Origin of the sequence: Pseudomonas sp. SMV7 (genome assembly GCF_052041995.1) — a bacterium.
Classification (GTDB): domain Bacteria; phylum Pseudomonadota; class Gammaproteobacteria; order Pseudomonadales; family Pseudomonadaceae; genus Aquipseudomonas.
On record NZ_JBKGGT010000002.1, the window covers coordinates 344,742 to 361,426 of the forward strand.

Here is a 16,685-nt window from a genome sequence, read left to right on the forward strand (position 1 = left end):
CCGTTATTGGTCTAACACAACGGCGCCCTGGGCGTCAGGATGATCTGTCACGCGGCGCGCATAAACCCGCCATTCTACAGCGCTGGACGTCAGCGTGAAGATCGCCGTGGCAAGCGTATTTTCGTCATCAGGGTCATCTCCGGCGCAGCGGTAGACTGGCAACGTTGCGCTCTGCTCGTCGCGCAGGATTTGCAGCGCCAGCGTGAGATCGAGCTTACGGCTTGAGCCGGCCAACAGATGATCGACGCGCTGCTGACGAGCACCAGAACTACCTGTCACGATCTGCTTGAAATCCCGGAACGACGCATCGACCAGATGGTTCGAGTGGCCAGTCGATGCTTCAACCTCACGCACGACAACGCCATCTGACGTTGCTTCGACGCTGACGACACGAGCGCTACCCGCTTGCCCGAACGCGTGGTGGAACGCCCCGGCGCGAGGCATCGGGGAGACTGCGGCAATGGCCTCATCCACCGTTCGGGCATCCAGCGAAGCCCGCCCCAGAATCATCCGAGGCACGCCCACGGGGATATCAACCGGGCGAATATTGTTGACCGTCGCAACGACGCCGAACTCGTTGACTGCAAAGGTATGGCCCGCAATCGAGCCGGGATAGACGAAGCTGATGAAGGCCGCACCGTCCTCCGGCTTGGCGTGGACAATCGCACAATCACCGCGCAATTGCGGCAGCCCGTCTTCATTGTGGGCGATCAGGGTCCCCTGCTCTGCCTGGCCCAATACCGTGGTACAGCCATCCACACTGACCAACCCAGGAAAATCGCCCCTGCAGTTCCACATGAAGACTTCATCGACGGGCAATTCAAGCCCGGCGGCCAGGCCTTCGATCTCCTGCCAGTAGCGCGGATAGCGTTCACGCACCAGCGTTTTCATTTGCCGCGCCTTGTCCGTATCGGCCAACGAAACGAGGTGTTGCCAGAGCGGCAACCTGCGCAGTTTGCCATGTACGGATTGACGACCGAATTCACCCAGGCGCCGTCCGAGCTCGAACGCATCGCCGGCGATGTGAAGTTGAGTGAGCATCGCATTGCCCCTTATGAAACGTGCTGGAGAAACTCGCGCAAGCGCGGGCTGGGTGGGTTGGCGATCAGCTCTTGTGGCTTGCCATCTTCGGCGATGCGCCCCTTGTCGATGAAGATCAGTCGGCTGGCTACCTTGCGCGCGAAATCCACTTCATGGGTGACGATGACCATGGTCATGCCCTCCTCTGCCAGCGCCTTCATCACCGTCAGCACCTCATGACGCAGCTCAGGGTCCAGCGCCGAGGTCGGCTCGTCGAACAGCATCATCTTGGGCTTGACCGCCAGTGCCCGGGCAATGGCCACTCGCTGCTGTTGGCCGCCGGACAGCTGCGACGGGTAATGGTCAGCGCGTTCGGCCAGGCCTACCTTGGCCAGCAGCTCACGACCAAGCGCATGCGCTTCGGCCTTGCTTGCCCCGCGCACCCGGATCGGCCCGAACGCCACGTTTTCCAGAGCCGTCATCTGTGGGAACAGATGGAACTGCTGGAACACCATGCCGGCTTCCTGGCGAATGAGGCGCTCATCGACCTTGGGGTCGTTGACCTTCAAGCCGTCGACAATCAGCTCGCCCTCGGTGACTTCTTCCAGCTTGTTGATGCAGCGCAGCAAGGTGGATTTGCCAGAGCCCGACGGCCCGATGATGACCACGACCTCACCGCTGGCAATGCTCAGGTCGATGTTATGCAGCACCTGGGTGCTGCCGAAGTGTTTGGAAACGTTCTTGAATTCGATCACAGGATTTTCAACCTCGCTTCCATACGGCGCAGGATGTAGCTGAGCACCAGGGTAATGATCAGGTAGATCACGGCCACGGCAGACCAGACCTCCATCGCACGGAAATTGCCGGCGATGACTTCCTGGCCCTGGCGAGTCAGTTCGGCCACACCGATGACGATGAACAACGACGTGTCCTTGATACTGACGATCCACTGGTTGCCCAGGGCCGGGATCATCCGACGAAACGCCAGCGGTGTGATGACATAGCGAAGGGTGTCGCGGCCAGAGAGACCCAGCGCCAGTCCAGCTTCACGGAAGCCCTTGTTGATCGACAGCACAGCGCCTCGGGTAATCTCGCCGATGTAGGCGCCCGAATTGATCATGATGGTGAACACAGCGGCCCCGAACGGATCGATGCGCACGGGAATCATCAGGGGCAAGGCGAAGTAGATGAACATCACCTGCACCATGATGGGGGTGCCGCGAATCAGCTCGATGAATACCAACGCTACCCGACTGCTGAAGAAACCGCCGTAAGCGCGGGCGAAGCCCGCGATCACGCCGATGATGGCGCCGCCGATCAGGCCCAGGATCGAGATCCAGAGCGTGAGTTTGGCGCCTTCCAGCAGAACCGGGAGCGCATCCCAGATGGCGCTCCATTGAAAATGCATGACGGTGAACTCTCAGAAAACTTGGGAAGATTTACTGTGGTTGGGTGCCAAACCACTTTTCATAGATTTTGGCGTAGGTGCCATCCTCCCGAAGTTTCTTCAGGGCTGCATTGACTGGCTCACGCAATTCGCTGCCTTTGGGGAAGCCGATGCCGTATTGCTGTGCCATCATCTGCGCGCCCACGGCTTTGACCTGACCTTCGCCGGCGGTCTTGATGTAATAAAGCACGTTCGGCGTATCGTGCATGGCGGCGTCGACGCGCCCCGTGCGCAGCTCCAGGTAGGCGTTGTCGATGTTCGGGAACTGACGCAGATCCTTGGCCTTGAGATTGGCCTTGGCGTAGTCGGCGGCCGACGTTCCGCTCTTCACCGCCAGGCTTTTGCCGGCAATGTCTGCTTCCCCCTTGATGGTCTCGTTGTCACTCTTGACCATCAGCAGAAAGCCGCTGTCGTAGTAGCCGTCGGAGAAATCGATGGCCTGTTTGCGCTCTTCCTTGATCGTGATCCCCGCCAGCGCCGCGTCCACGTTATGGGTTTGCAACGCCGGAATGATGCCGTTGAAATCCATCGGCTTGAGCTGGTAGGTCACCCCCAGCTCTTTGGCGATGGCCGCCCACAGATCGATGTCGAAGCCCACATACTCATTACCCTGCTTGAATTCGAAAGGCACGAACGCCGTGTCTGTTGCGATCAGCAGCTCTTTCCCGGCAGCCATTGAGGTGCCTGAAATGGCCAGAGCAAAAGCTGCAAGCGATACCTTAAGAAATTTTTTCATCGTCTTTCCTCTGTAAGGGGGAGGCTCGGTTGCCGTTGGCGGCCCGAGGGAAAGCGGCAGTAGCAAGATATGGGGCAGGCCCCTGATTGTTATTGGCGGCAATTCCATGCCAGTGGTGCGCGTGCACCAGCGCAAGGCGAGCCGCGCTCCCTGCGGCTAGATGCAAATATCCGTTGCTTATGATCTATATGCAAGTATTATTTGCACACCCCTTGGAGGTGATCATGAGCCACGTCTTGCATCGAAGCTTCAACCATACCTACCCCACAGCCGTAGCCGGTGACGGGCCCTATCTGATTGATAGCGCCGGCAAGCGCTACCTGGATGCCAGTGGCGGCGCAGCAGTTTCCTGCCTTGGCCACAGCGACCCCGAGGTCATCGAGGCGGTACGCCATCAGATTGGCCAATTGGCCTACGCCCACAGCTCTTTCTTCACCACTGACGTCATGGAAGAGCTGGCAGATTTTCTCGTCGCTCGCGCGCCGAAGGGTCTGGAGTCTGTCTATTTCGTGTCCGGGGGTTCTGAAGCGGTGGAAACCGCACTCAAGCTGGCGCGGCAATACTTCGTGGAAATCGGTCAACCCAGCCGCAAGCATGTAATTGCGCGTCGTCAGAGCTATCACGGAAACACGTTGGGCGCCCTGGCGGCAGGTGGTAACGAATGGCGACGGCGGCAATTCGAGCCATTGCTGATCAACGTCAGCCACGTAAGCCCGAGCTATGCCTACCGTGATCAGTTACCGACTGAGACCGTCGAGCAATATGCTCAGCGCCTGGGCGCAGAGCTGGAATCGGAAATCTGCCGCCTGGGCCCGGCAAACGTCATGGCTTTCATCGCTGAGCCTGTCGTAGGGGCCACCTTGGGTGCCGTTCCAGCTGTCGCGGGCTACTTCAAACGCGTGCGTGAAATCTGCGATCGCCATGGCGTGCTGCTCATTCTCGACGAAGTCATGTGTGGCATGGGCCGCACGGGTTCATTGTTCGCGGCCGAACAGGAGGGAATCACGGCCGACCTGATCACTGTCGCCAAAGGGTTGGGCGCCGGCTACCAGCCGATTGGCGCAACGATGGTCAGCGCGAAGATCCGTGACGCTATCGCCAACGGTTCAGGCTTCTTTCAGCATGGCCACACCTACATCGGCCACGCGACCGCCTGTGCCGCGGCATTGGCCGTGCAGAAAACCATCGAGAAACGCGGGCTTCTGAACCGGGTCGTGACGCTGGGAGACACCCTGCAAGCACGCTTGACCGAGCGGTTCGGCGAGCACCCTCATGTGGGTGATGTCCGCGGGCGCGGGCTATTTCGTGGCATCGAACTGGTCAATGACCGCGCAACGAAAACGCCTTTTGATCCATCGATCAAACTGCACGCACGGGTGAAGAAAGCCGCCATGGCACACGGCCTCATGTGCTACCCCATGGGCGGTACTGTGGATGGGCAACAAGGCGATCACATTTTGCTGGCGCCGCCCTTCATCATCGACTCAAGTCATGTCGACGCGATCGTGGACAAGCTCGCGCTGGCAATAGACAGCGCAATCGCGGGGGTTTGAGAGGACGCTTATGAACATTCGATCCCGATTGACCTCACTCCATGAAGAGGAGATGAGCCAGGATCAGCGCAAGGTGCTGAGTGACATCCTTCAGGGGCCAAGGGGAAATCTTGACGGCCCCTTCCTCGCCTGGATCCATAGCCCTGCACTGGCTGATCACGCACAACGGCTTGGCGCTTTCTGCAGATACCACACGCGGCTGGACCTGCGTTTGAGCGAGCTGGCGATCCTGCTCACCGCAGCCTGGTGGCAGTCCCAGGCAGAGTGGCAGATCCATGAGCCTATTGCTCGCAGCAGCGGGCTCAGCGATGAGGTCATCGAGGCGCTGCGGGTACAACGTACGCCCACTTTCATCCAAAAAGATGAGGCCATCGTCTACCACTTGGGTGAAGAGCTCTACCGTACGCGCCGAGTCAGCGATGAGCGCTACCAGGACGCGGTGGATGCTTTCGGCGAGCCAGCCGTAGTCGAGCTGGTTGCGATTTTCGGGTACTACGCCTTGGTGGCCATGACGCTTAACGTCTTCGCTGTCCGGCGCCCTACAACCGCACCTTTGCCATTCCCTGAACCTTGATGACGGCCGCCGCAGGAGGAGCGGGAGAACTCGCTCCTGCAGCTTGGCTGACGTCCTGGTTCCAGCGCCCTGCTACATCCGTATGCTGACTAATCCTGGGCCGGCTCATAAAGGCTTACCGCGCGGGCATCCACCGCTTTTGGCAGTAGCCCTTCGCGATAGAACGCATCGGCGATGCGCTGCTGCTCGGCCAGGTTCTCCAGCTTCACTGGCTGCACGTCATAACTACGCCGGGCATTGGCCTGCTGCACCGTGGTGCTGTCCAGGTTGCCCCACAGCGGGCCGAGGATCCGCGCGGCCTGCGCCGGGTTGGCCTTGGTCCAGGCCCCGACCTCGCGCAAGGCCAGGTAGACCTGCTGGAGCACCTCGGGGTGGGCCTTGGCGTAGTCGCTGCTGGCCAGGTAATAGCGCTGGTAGCTGGCCAACTCGCTGCCATCGGCCAGGATGCGCGCGTTCTGCTGGCGCTGGGCACTGGCCACGTAAGGGTCCCAGGTCACCCAGGCATCGACCTTGTGGTTCTCGAAGGCGGCCCTGCCGTCGGCGGGGATCAGGTAGGCCGGGGTGATGTCCTTGAACGTCAGCCCGGCCTTGGCCAGGGCCTGGATCAGCAGGTAATGGCTGCCTGCCGCCTTGGTCACCGCCACGCGCTTGCCTTTGAGGTCGGCCAGGGTCTTGAGCGGCGAATCCGCCGGCACCAGGATCGCCTGGGCCGTTGGCGATGGTGTTTCGCGGGCGAAGTAGGTCAGCTTGGCCCCCGCCGCCTGGATGAACACCGGCACGGTGTCGGCGACGTCCGCCGACAGGTCGACATTGCCCAGGTTCAGTGCCTCCAGCAGCGGCAGCCCGCTGGGAAACTCATGCCAGCTGACCCGGATGCCCTCGGCCTGCAGGCGTTGCTCGAGGCTGCCACGGGCCTTGAGCAGGGTCAGCAGGGTCGAGGACTTCTGGTAACCGATGCGCAGGGTCTGGTCGGCGCTGGCCAGGCTTGGCAGCAGGGCGCTGGCCAGCAGCGCCAGACCCAGCTGGCGTAGAGCTTTGAATGGCATGAAGGAATCTCCTGAGTCAGGGTTGTGCGGCCAGCTTGGCTGGTCGCAGGAATGCTGAACCCGCTGGCGAAGGTCGGTGCCACATCGAGGCGTTCGTTCATCAGGCCGTGGGCATGATAGAAATCGGCGGTGTCCTGCTGCGTTGCCACGGTCTGTGGGTCGATCACTTGCCAGCGCAGATGGCGGCGTTCGAACTGCAGGCGGGCGGCATCCTCGGGGAAGCCAATGATCGCGGCCAGGGTTTTCGAATAGCTGTCCAGGTGCTGGTTGGCCCACACCTGCGCCTCGGCCAGGCGGTTGAGGTAGTCTTGCAGTGCTGCACGCCGCGCAGGCTCGCCCAGCGCCTTGTCGGTGGCGGCAAGGAAACTGTTGCCGCTGGACAGACCGCGGCCGTTGACCAGCACCCGGCCCTGCCCGCTCAGCTCGGCCAGCGCGGTGTAAGGCTCCCAGGTCGCCCAGGCGTCCACCGCGCCATTGGCCAGGGCGATCTTGGCGTCCACCGGCCCGAGAAAACGAAACTCCACGTCCTTCTCGCCGAGCCCGGCCTGGTCCAGTGCCTTGAGCGCCAGATGGTGCCCGATCGAACCTCGGCCAGTGGCAATGCGCTTGCCCTTGAGGTCCGCTGCGCCTTGCAGCGGCGCATCAGGCCGGACCAGCAGCGCGGTACCGTAAGGGTCTGACTTGTCCACGGCGACGGCTTTGACCGGCGCCCCCGAAGCCAGCACGAACAACAGCGGCGCATCACCAATGATGCCGGCATCGATCGCCCCGGCATTGAGTGCCTCGGCCAGCGGCGCGGCAGCGGGGAATTCGGCCCAATGGATGTCGTAGGGCAGGTCGCGCAAGGCGTCGGCTGCCTCCAGCTGGGCGCGCATGTTGCCCTTCTGGTCACCGATGCGCAGGGTCAGGCGCTCTGCGGCAATCGCCTGGCCTGTCAGCAACAGGGCCGCGGCAAGGGTCAACAATTTCGTTCGAATGGACATGGCGCTCCTCGCTGCCTGGGCGGGCAGCGTCATGCGGCCCGGTCAGGCGACTCTAGCGACAACCGTCAAATAAACTAAATTGATTTTAGGAATAACCTAATATGCGTTTTAATCAAAGCAAACCCTGCAGATGTCATTACCCGCCAGTGCGATTATGCTGATGCCTTATTTTTCCCGTTCGATCCTGTGAGCGCCGATTATGAAAATCGATGATATGGACGCCTTCGTCGCGGTCATTCGTTGCCAGTCGACCAACCTTGCCGCCGAAGCCTTGCAACTGACGCAACCGGCCATTACCCGCCGGGTGCAGAACTTCGAGGAAGACCTTGGCGCCACCCTTCTCGACCGCAACACCAAACCGCTCAAGCCGACGCCCATGGGGCTGCGGGTGTACGAGCAGTGCAAGGCGATCCTGCGCGAGATCGACTCGCTGCGCGAACTGGTGGCCAACGATGGCGCCCCGTCGGGCACGCTGCGCCTGGGCGTGCCGCAGACCCTGGGCGATGTGGTACTGCTTGACGCCCTGGCACAGATCCGCGAAGCCTACCCACAGCTACGCACCCAGGTCAGCAGTGGCTGGGGCAGCAGCTTGATCGCGCGCATGGAAAACGGCGAACTGGACGCTGCTGCCGCATTGTTCCCGCCAGGCAAGATCTTCCCCGAGGGCATCGCCAGCCAGTCCATCGCACGCATGCCGCTGAAAGTGGTGGCGGCCAAGGGTAGTGCAGGCAAGCGCAGCTACAAGCTCAAGGACTGCTATACCCGCGGCTGGGTGCTCAACCCTGACGGCTGCGGTTTCCGCGCAGGGCTGCAGCGAGCGCTGAGCGAACAGGGGCTGAGCCTGTCCATCAACCTGGAGACCTTCGGCACCGAGTTGCAACTGGGGCTGGTTGCCAATGGCCAGGGCCTGGGGTTGGTCCCGGAACCGTTGCTGCAAGCAAGCCGGCATCGCGATGCCCTGGACGTGCTCAATGTCACCGATTTCAAACCGCAGGTAGACCTGTGGCTGTTCCATCCGCGCTACCTGGGTAATTTGCAGGAGCCAGTGGAACTGTTTGGTGAAGTAGCCGGGCATAGACTGCTGGGCTGAGCGTCCCGAGGACCAGCGTGTGCAGCGTCACTAAATGCATTTTTCGCATAACATGATGCTGCATAGATTCTTAAAACAAATAATTAGCATAGAACAAAAAAGACTTTTACAGCCTTCATCCATACGAATACGGTCTTAAGCACTTACCGTCATTCAGGGATGAAACCCCATGAGTCACCCCTCCGACAGCGCCCTCGCCGAGCTGACGCAGGCCCTCGCCGCCAATGCCGAGCGCTATGATCGCAGCGGCCAGTTTCCGCAGGACAACTTCGACCTGCTGCAACGTCACGGCCTGCTCGGCTTCACCGTGCCCCAGGCCCTCGGCGGCGGCGGTGCTGACCTTGCCAGCGCTCGCCGGGTGATCGGCGCGGTCGGCAAGGGCGACCCGGCCACCGCGTTGATCCTGGTGATGCAGTACCTGCAGCATTTCCGCCTGCAGGACGAAGCGCGCTGGCCCGAGCACCTGCGCCAGCGCGTGGCCCGTGAAGCCGTGCAACAGGGCGCACTGATCAACGCGCTGCGCGTCGAACCCGAACTTGGCAGCCCCGCCCGCGGCGGCTTGCCGGCCACCGTCGCCCGGCGTACCGCCGAAGGCTGGCGCCTGAGCGGGCGCAAGATCTATTCCACCGGTAGCCACGGCCTGACCTGGTATCTGGTCTGGGCGCGCAGCGACGATGCCGACCCGCTGGTGGGCGGCTTCCTGGTGCACCGCGACACGCCCGGGATCACCATCATCGACGACTGGGACCACCTGGGCATGCGTGCCACCTGCAGCCATGAGGTGCGATTCGATGACGTGCTGATCCCTCTCGACCACGCCGTCAGCGCCAGCCCTGCCAGTGCCGCGAGAGCCGAACTCGATGGCCACGGCCTGCTGTGGATGGCCGTGCTGCTGCCAGCGGTGTATGACGGCGTGGCCCGCGCCGCCCGCGACTGGCTGGCGGGCTTCCTCAAGCAGCGCACGCCGTCGAACCTGGGTGCGCCGCTGGCCAGCCTGGCGCGTTTCCAGGATGTGCTGGGGCGCATCGACACGCTGCTGTTCGCCAACCAGAGCCTGCTCGATGCCGCCGTCGCCGGGCAAACGGCGGCGCAGCACGCCGGCCAGCTCAAGCACCTGGTGAGCAGCAATGCCATCCAGGCCGTGGCCCTCGCCGTCGAGGCCGCCGGCAACCCCGGGCTTTCGAGACGCAACCCGCTGGAGCGGCACTACCGCGACGTACTCTGCAGCCGCATTCACACCCCGCAGGACGACGTGGTATTCGGCCAGGTCGGCCGCGCCGCGCTGACGGAGGTTCGCCCATGAGCCATTCGATCATTGCCAGCCAGCTCGACGCCCAGGCCAACCAGCAGCTGCGCGAGCAGTTGCCAGACCATGAAGTGCTCGACATCGCCCCCGGCCAGTTGGCCCTCGAAGCACCCGCCGATGTGTTCATCCTGCGCCCGGTCAATGTGCGCGGGCAGCGCGTCGACAGCCCGCCGCCAGGTTGGCCCTGGGGTTTGAAATGGGTGCAGCTGGTGTCTTCGGGCATCGACTTCTACCCCGACTGGGTCTTCAAAGGCGCGCCGGTGACCAGCGGCAAGGGCGGCAACGCCGAGCAGGTGGCCGAGTTCGCGCTGGCCCTGGTGTTCGCCGCTGCCAAGCACCTGCCAGGGCTTTGGGTCAAGGATGCCGACTGGCGCCTGACCCCGCTGGCGCCGCTGCGTGGCCGCACCCTGGGTATTCTCGGTTTCGGCAGCATCGGCCAGAGCCTGGCGCGCAAGGCCGTGGCACTGGGTATGCGGGTGCTGGCCCTGAGCCGCCCTGGCCAGCCAATTGCCGAAATACCTGGTGTGCAACGTGCCGACCACCTGCGTCAGTTGTTCGCTGGCAGCGACCATCTGGTGCTGGCCGCCCCGCTCACCCCTGCCACCCGCGGCCTGATCGACCGCCAAGTGCTGAGCGACGCCCGCCCTGGCTTGCATCTGGTCAACATCGCCCGGGGTGGGCTGCTCGACCAGCAGGCCCTGCTGGAGGCCCTGGACAGCGGTTTGATCGGCCGTGCCAGCCTGGATGTCAGCGACCCCGAGCCGCTGCCCGTCGGCCACCCGCTGTATCACCACCCACGGGTATTTCTGTCACCCCATACCTCGGCCATTTCCGAGGAGGGTTACCCCGCCTTCCTTGAAGCCTTCCTCGCCAACTTCCACCGCTACCGCGCGCAGGCGCCCCTGGCCAACCTGGTCGACACCACACGCGGCTACTGATTACCGGAGAGCACACCATGAGTTCACTGTCTGCCATCACGCCCCGTTCTGCCAATGTGCGCGAGCGGGTCAGCGCCGAAGAATGGGAGGTACGCGTCAAGCTGGCCGCAGCCTACCGCCTGGCGGCGCTGTTCCGCTGGACCGACCATATCTACACGCACTTCTCCGCCCGCGTGCCGGGGCCGGACGAACACTTCCTGATCAACGCCTTTGGCTTGCTGTTCGACGAAATCAGCGCTTCCAACCTGGTCAAGGTGGACGTCGACGGCACGATCATCGACGACCCACTGGGCCTGGGTATCAACCAGGCCGGCTATGTGATCCACAGCGCCATTCACCGCGCCAGGCCCGACCTCAAGGCGGTGCTGCACACCCACACCCGCGACGGTGCGGCGGTGTCGGCCCAACGCGACGGCCTGCTGCCGATTTCCCAGCACGCCCTGGCCTATTACAGCCGGGTGGTTTACCACGATTACGAGGGCGTGGCCCTGGACCTGGACGAGCAGCAGCGGCTGGTGGCCAACCTGGGCGACAGCAACATCCTCATCCTGCGCAACCACGGGCTGCTCACCGGCGGCATCAGCGTGGAGCATGCGTTCCGCGAACTGCATGGGCTGGAGCGGGCGTGCAACATCCAGGTGGCGGCCCAGGCCGGGGGCAATGACCAGCTGTTGCATGCACCGCAAGCGGCGATTGCCAAGGTGCATGAGCAATCGAAGCGGTTTGCCGATGGCAAGGGCGAAGGTATCCAGCGGCATTGGGATGCGTTGATCCGGCAGCTGGATCGCGAGGGCCGCGATTACCAGGACTGATTGCAAGGCAACCGTCGTCTGTGCCGGCCTCTTCGCGGGTACAGATAACCCTCTCTCATCGAAGGACATCCCATGCCCCCACTGCATCGCCTGTTCGCCACCGGCTGCCTGGCCCTGGCCCTCGCTGCCTGCTCGCCCGCCGACGACAGCACCACCAGCAAAACCCTCAGCGTTGCCTTCTGGGGCGACAACACCACCCTGGTCAGCGTCGACCCTTTCCAGGTCTACTGGCTGGAACACCGCGTGTTGCTGCGCAACGTCGCTGAATCGCTCACCGACCAGGACCTGGACAGCGGGCGCATCATCCCGTGGCTGGCAAAAAGCTGGGAGATCAGTGCCGACGCCCTGAACTACACCTTCCACCTGCGCCAGGACGTCACCTTCAGCAATGGCGAGCGCTTCGATGCGCACGCCGTGAAAGCTGCCTTCGACAGCAACAAAGCCTTCGCCAGCCAGTTGCCCGCCACCTTTGGTGCCACCTACCTCGCCGGCTACGACCACGCGGAGGTCATCGACGACTTCACCGTGCGGCTGGTGCTGTCACGGCCCAATGCCGGCTTCCTGCAGGCGACTTCCACCACCAACCTGGCGATCCTCGCGCCGGCCTCGTACCAGCTGACCGCGCAGGAACGTTCGCAAGGCAAGATCATCGGTACCGGCCCGTTCATCCTCGAGCACTACACCCCCGAGGTCGGCGCACGCCTGGTCAAGCGCCCCGACTACGCCTGGCCGTCGGCCAACATGCGCAACCAGGGCCCGGCCCACGTGGAGGCCGTGGAGATCAGTTACATCCCCGAGGAAAGCGTGCGCAATGGCCTGTTCCTGCAGGGCAAGGCCGACATCCTGTGGCCACGCAACCCGTTCTCGGAAGTCGACCTCAAGCTGTTCCAGTCCAAGGGCGCGACCATCCAGAGCCGCTCGTTGCCAGGCCCGGCGCTGAACCTCTACCCCAACACCCGCAACGACCGCCTGCTGGCCGACCGCCAGGTGCGCCTGGCGCTGCAGAAAGCCATCGACCGTACCAGCTACGCGCACACCGTGTACAACGCAGCGTTCCCGGTGGTGAGCGGCGTGTATGACGTCACCACGCCGTATTTCAAGCCACAGGCCAGCAAGCTTGCCTATGACCCCGAAGGCGCCGAGCAATTGCTGGACGCCGCTGGCTGGCGCAAGGGCGAGGATGGCTACCGGCACAAGAACGGCCAGCGTTTGACCCTGCGCTACAACCTCACTCCGGCCGAAAGCGCCGGTGACGTGCTGGTGCAGGACCAACTGCGCAAGGTGGGTATCGATCTCAAGCTGAATGTGCTGACCCGTGCCGAATGGGTTGCCGGCAACGCAGCCGGTAACTATGACCTGACCTCCACCTACATGACCCGCGCCGACCCGATCATCCTGCAGACCATCCTCGACCCCCGCTCGGCCAACAGCGCCACGCTGGCCACCAACACCTACGAGCCACCCACACTGGCCAAGGCCCAGGTGCTGTTTGACCGCGGCATCACTGCCACCGCCGATCCGCAGCGGGCACAGGCCTATGGCCAGCTGCAGGACCTGCTGATCGACGAAGCCTCGGCGTTCCCGCTGTACGAGCGGGTCTGGCAGGCCGCCACCGCGCCGCGGGTCAAGGACTTCCGCTGGACCGCAGAAGGCTTCGCCCTGTTCAGCGACATCCAGGTCGGCCAGCCATGAAGCGCTACCTGACCGGCCGTATCGGCCAGGCGCTGCTGGTGCTGTGGGGTGCCTACACGATCACTTATTTCATTCTCTACCTGCTGCCCGGCGATACCCTGGCGATCATGCTCAGCGCCTCGGGCCTGGAGGCCGACGGCCTGTCACCCGAGGACCTGGCCAAGGCCCGCGCCTACTACGGGCTGGACAAAGGGCTGTTCGAGCAGTACTTCGACCTGCTGTGGCGCGCGCTGCACGGCGACCTTGGGCAGTCGCTGTCCCTGGGGCGTCCGGTCACCGCGCTGCTGGCCGAGCGCCTGCCGCAGACCCTGGCGCTGGCGGGCTCTGCCATCGTGCTGTCGCTGCTGGCCGGGGTCGGTCTGGCCTACCTGACCGCCTACCTGCAATGGCGACCGCTGAAGACGGCACTGGCCCGCCTGCCCTCGCTGGGCTTTTCGGTGCCGGTGTTCTGGATGGGCCTGCTGCTGATCCAGGTGTTCGCCTTCGCCCTCGGCTGGTTCCCGGCCACCGGTAGCCAGGGCCTTGCCAGCCTGGTGCTGCCGGCGATCACCTTGGCGATACCCAGCGCCGCCGTCTACGCCCAGGTATTGCAACGCGGCTTCCAGGGGGTGTGGCAGGAACCGTACATCACCACTGCCTTCGCCAAAGGCCTCAGCCGGGCCCAGGTGCAGGCCCGTCACGGCCTGCGCAACGCCGCCTTGCCGTTGCTGACCCTGGTCGGCCTGCAGGTCGGCAATACGGTGTCTGGCGCCGTGCTGGTGGAGACCATCTTCTCGCGTAACGGCGTCGGCCGCCTGGCACAGGAGGCCGTGTTGCGCCAGGACATCCCGGTAGTGCTGGCGATCGTCGCGGTATCGGCGACCGCGTTCGTGGTGGTCAACCTGCTCGTCGACTTGCTCTACCCCTGCCTCGACCCGCGCATCACCCATACGGCCAAGGTGAACTGAAATGACCATCGATATCTCCCTGACCCCGATTGGCACCGCCCCCGCCAGCGACGAGGCCCGCCCTGCAGTTACCTGGAAGCGTCGCACACGCTGGCAGCGCGCACGGCAAACCTTGCTCCCGTTGCTGCGCCGCCCCGGCTTCAGCCTGGCGCTGCTGGTCGTGCTGTTTGCCTTGTGCGCGGCGCTGGCACCCCACCTGCTGACCAGCTACGACCCTTATGCCACGTCGCCTGCCGACAAGCTCAGCGCCCCCGGCCTGGCGCACTGGTTCGGTACTGACGAGCTGGGCCGTGACCTTTACTCCCGGGTGGTGTACGGCGCACGCCTGTCGGTGATGGCCGCCCTGCTGGCGGTGGTCATCGCCCTGTTCGGTGGCCTGGGTCTTGGTGTACTGGCTGGTTTTGCCGGCGGGCGCATCGACGCGGCGCTGATGCGCCTGATCGATGTGTTGCTGGCCCTGCCCGGCCTGCTGCTGGCGCTGGCCATCGTCACGGCCATCGGCTTCGGCACGGTACCAGTGGCCGTCGCCGTAGGGGTCGGGATCATCCCGGGTTTCGCCCGCACCACCCGCGCCGAAGTGCTGCGGATCAAGACCCTGCCCTACGTCGAAGCCGCGCGCCTGGGCGGCGCCAGTTGGGCACGCACGCTGCTGCGCCACGTGCTGCCCAACGCCTGGGGCCCGGTGGCGGTGCTCGCCACCCTGGACTTCGGCGCCGCCATCCTGGCGACCGCCGGGCTCAGCTTCCTCGGCTTCGGCGCCGCTCCGCCAGCGGCGGAATGGGGCACGCTGATCGCCAACGGCCGCCACTTCCTCATCACTGCGCCTTGGGTATCCCTGCTGCCGGGGCTGTTCGTGGTGGCCGTGGTGTTCAGCCTCAACCACCTGGCGCGCAGCGCCGAGGAGCATGCCCGATGAGCCCGTCGCCGTTGATCGAGGTACGCGACCTGAGTGTCAGCTACGCCTTCGCCGGGCAACGCACCCAGGCCGTGAGCCAGCTGTCGTTCAGCCTGGCCCAGGGGGAAACCTTGGCGATCGTCGGCGAGTCCGGTTCGGGCAAGTCGACCCTGGCCAACGCCTTGCTCGGCCTGCTGCCCGGCAATGCCCAAATCGACCAGGGCCAGCTGTGGGTCGACGGCGTCGATGTGGCCCAGGCCGACGCGCGCACCCAGCGCCAGTTGCGCGGGCGTACCATCGGGCTGGTGCCACAGGACCCGATGGTCAGCCTCAACCCTACCCTGCGCATTGGCCGGCAGATCGCCGAGGCGCTGGTGCTGGCCCGCGGCCGGCGCTACCGCGAGGTGCACAGCGAAGTCCTGGCGTTGCTGGCCCAGGTTGGCCTGGACGAGCCAGCGCTGCGGGCGCGCCAGTACCCCCACGAATTGTCCGGCGGCATGCGCCAGCGGGTACTGATCGCCATCGCCCTGGCTGGCGCGTCGCGGCTGATCATTGCCGACGAGCCCACCAGCGCACTGGATGTAACGGTGCAGCGGCGCATTCTCGACCACTTGCAACAACTGGTGGCCGAGCGCGGCATCTCGTTGCTGATCATCACCCATGACCTGGGCATGGCATGCGACCGCGCCGACCGCCTGCTGGTGATGAAGCAGGGCAAGCTCATCGAGCACGCCCCCCCCAGGCGGATACTCTGGGGTGCACAGCATCCCTATACCCGTGCTCTGCTCGATGCAGCGCCGGCCTTCGTGCCGCGGCGCAGGCCGGGCGTGGTGCCGGGCCAGGCGCCACTGCTGCGCCTGAGCAACGTCGGCAAACACTTTGCGCTGCCGGGGCAGCCTGCCCCCTTCACCGCCCTGCATGACCTGAACCTTGAAGTGCACGCCGGGCAGACCCTGGCCATCGTGGGCGAGTCGGGCTCGGGCAAAAGTACAGCGCTGCGTATTGCCCTGGGGCTGGAAAAGCCCAGCCAGGGGCAGGTCGAGTTCGCCGGCGAAGCGGTCAGCACGCTCAGCTGGCGGCAGTTCCGCCCCCTGCGTCGGCGCATCCAGCTGGTGCAGCAGAACCCGTTTGCCGCACTCGACCCGCGCTTCACCGTGTTCGACAGCATCGTCGAGCCGCTGGTGTCGTTCGGCCTGCTCAAGGGCCAGGCACTGGAACGCAAGGCCCGCGAACTGATCGCCAGGGTGCACCTGCCGGTGCACTTCCTCGACCGCCTGCCGCGGGAATTGTCCGGCGGCCAGCGCCAACGGGTGGCCATTGCCCGGGCCCTGGCCCTGGAGCCGGACGTGTTGCTGCTCGACGAACCGGTCAGCGCACTGGACGTATCGGTGCAGGCACAGATCCTCGCCCTGCTGGATGAGCTGCAGCGCGAATCGGGCATGGCTTACGTACTGGTCTCTCATGACCTGGCGGTGGTGGCAAGCATGGCCGACCAGGTGCTGGTGCTGCGGCGCGGGCAGGTGGTCGAGCAAGGGCCGGCGCTGCAGGTGTTCGGCCAGCCGGCCAGCGCCTATACCCGAGCGCTGATCGAGGCCATACCTGGGCATTCGCGCAGCGTACTGCCCGTGGCGGTTTGACCGTTGTGC

At 64.3% G+C, this 16,685-nt stretch carries 15 protein-coding genes and 1 pseudogene; 10 read left to right on the top strand and 6 right to left on the bottom strand.

All coding sequences use genetic code 11. From position 1 onward, the window contains the following. Nucleotides 1-3 precede the first annotated feature (3 nt). Genes ACLEJP_RS04480 through glnH form a run of 4 tightly spaced genes read right to left on the bottom strand, consistent with a single transcriptional unit; the run spans nucleotide 4 to nucleotide 3,203 of the window. A complete protein-coding gene (locus tag ACLEJP_RS04480) occupies nucleotides 4-1,041 on the bottom strand; it encodes a C45 family autoproteolytic acyltransferase/hydolase (RefSeq protein ID WP_440804668.1) in 1,038 nt (345 codons plus the stop codon). Between the two features lie 11 nt (nucleotides 1,042-1,052). Beyond that, nucleotides 1,053-1,775, bottom strand: coding sequence for a glutamine ABC transporter ATP-binding protein GlnQ (glnQ, locus tag ACLEJP_RS04485; protein WP_406818830.1), 723 nt, complete (start codon nucleotides 1,773-1,775; stop codon nucleotides 1,053-1,055). Next, on the bottom strand, nucleotides 1,772-2,428 hold the full coding sequence (gene glnP, locus ACLEJP_RS04490) for a glutamine ABC transporter permease GlnP (RefSeq protein ID WP_170029801.1): 657 nt from the start codon (nucleotides 2,426-2,428) through the stop codon (nucleotides 1,772-1,774). The genes glnQ and glnP overlap by 4 nt, the downstream gene beginning before the upstream one ends. Before the next feature lie 31 nt (nucleotides 2,429-2,459). After that, complete coding sequence (glnH, locus tag ACLEJP_RS04495) at nucleotides 2,460-3,203, bottom strand: glutamine ABC transporter substrate-binding protein GlnH (RefSeq protein WP_440804669.1); 744 nt, start codon at nucleotides 3,201-3,203, stop codon at nucleotides 2,460-2,462. A 224-nt stretch (nucleotides 3,204-3,427) separates the two neighbouring features. Here glnH and ACLEJP_RS04500 point away from each other — a divergent pair, with 224 nt between their 5' ends. Further along, entirely contained in the window at nucleotides 3,428-4,756 is a 1,329-nt protein-coding gene (locus ACLEJP_RS04500; RefSeq protein ID WP_440804670.1) for an aspartate aminotransferase family protein, read from the top strand. A gap of 10 nt (nucleotides 4,757-4,766) precedes the next feature. After that, the gene (locus ACLEJP_RS04505) at nucleotides 4,767-5,330 is read left to right on the top strand and encodes a carboxymuconolactone decarboxylase family protein (protein WP_406818833.1); all 564 of its coding nucleotides are present in this window, start codon (nucleotides 4,767-4,769) and stop codon (nucleotides 5,328-5,330) included. Between the two features lie 89 nt (nucleotides 5,331-5,419). Here the strand turns inward: ACLEJP_RS04505 and ACLEJP_RS04510 are convergent, their stop codons facing one another. Further along, nucleotides 5,420-6,376: an aliphatic sulfonate ABC transporter substrate-binding protein gene (locus ACLEJP_RS04510; RefSeq protein ID WP_440804671.1), complete on the bottom strand. Its 957-nt coding sequence runs from the start codon at nucleotides 6,374-6,376 to the stop codon at nucleotides 5,420-5,422. 32 nt (nucleotides 6,377-6,408) lie between these two features. After that, nucleotides 6,409-7,359 (bottom strand): annotated as a pseudogene (locus tag ACLEJP_RS04515) (ABC transporter substrate-binding protein); the annotation flags it as partial. Nucleotides 7,360-7,558: 199 nt separating this feature from the next. Between ACLEJP_RS04515 and ACLEJP_RS04520 the strand changes: the two are divergent. From ACLEJP_RS04520 to ACLEJP_RS04555, 8 genes are all read left to right on the top strand, one after another. Next, on the top strand, nucleotides 7,559-8,449 hold the full coding sequence (locus ACLEJP_RS04520) for a LysR family transcriptional regulator (RefSeq protein ID WP_440804672.1): 891 nt from the start codon (nucleotides 7,559-7,561) through the stop codon (nucleotides 8,447-8,449). Between the two features lie 169 nt (nucleotides 8,450-8,618). After that, complete coding sequence (locus ACLEJP_RS04525) at nucleotides 8,619-9,752, top strand: acyl-CoA dehydrogenase family protein (protein WP_406818837.1); 1,134 nt, start codon at nucleotides 8,619-8,621, stop codon at nucleotides 9,750-9,752. Continuing rightward, nucleotides 9,749-10,693 carry a D-isomer specific 2-hydroxyacid dehydrogenase family protein gene (locus ACLEJP_RS04530; protein ID WP_440804673.1) on the top strand — a complete coding sequence of 315 codons (945 nt, stop codon included), beginning with the start codon at nucleotides 9,749-9,751 and terminating at the stop codon, nucleotides 10,691-10,693. Before ACLEJP_RS04525 ends, ACLEJP_RS04530 begins: the two co-directional genes overlap by 4 nt. Nucleotides 10,694-10,710: 17 nt before the next feature. Beyond that, a complete protein-coding gene (locus ACLEJP_RS04535) occupies nucleotides 10,711-11,505 on the top strand; it encodes a class II aldolase/adducin family protein (protein ID WP_406818839.1) in 795 nt (264 codons plus the stop codon). A 72-nt stretch (nucleotides 11,506-11,577) separates the two neighbouring features. After that, nucleotides 11,578-13,197: an ABC transporter substrate-binding protein gene (locus ACLEJP_RS04540; RefSeq protein WP_440804674.1), complete on the top strand. Its 1,620-nt coding sequence runs from the start codon at nucleotides 11,578-11,580 to the stop codon at nucleotides 13,195-13,197. After that, nucleotides 13,194-14,144 carry an ABC transporter permease gene (locus ACLEJP_RS04545; protein WP_406818841.1) on the top strand — a complete coding sequence of 317 codons (951 nt, stop codon included), beginning with the start codon at nucleotides 13,194-13,196 and terminating at the stop codon, nucleotides 14,142-14,144. Before ACLEJP_RS04540 ends, ACLEJP_RS04545 begins: the two co-directional genes overlap by 4 nt. Before the next feature lies 1 nt (nucleotide 14,145). Beyond that, nucleotides 14,146-15,060, top strand: a complete 915-nt coding sequence (locus ACLEJP_RS04550) for an ABC transporter permease (protein ID WP_440804675.1) — start codon at nucleotides 14,146-14,148, stop codon at nucleotides 15,058-15,060. Then, nucleotides 15,057-16,676 (top strand): dipeptide ABC transporter ATP-binding protein, encoded by a 1,620-nt coding sequence (locus ACLEJP_RS04555; protein WP_440804676.1) that lies wholly within the window; start codon nucleotides 15,057-15,059, stop codon nucleotides 16,674-16,676. The genes ACLEJP_RS04550 and ACLEJP_RS04555 overlap by 4 nt, the downstream gene beginning before the upstream one ends. The last annotated feature ends 9 nt before the right edge of the window (nucleotides 16,677-16,685 follow it).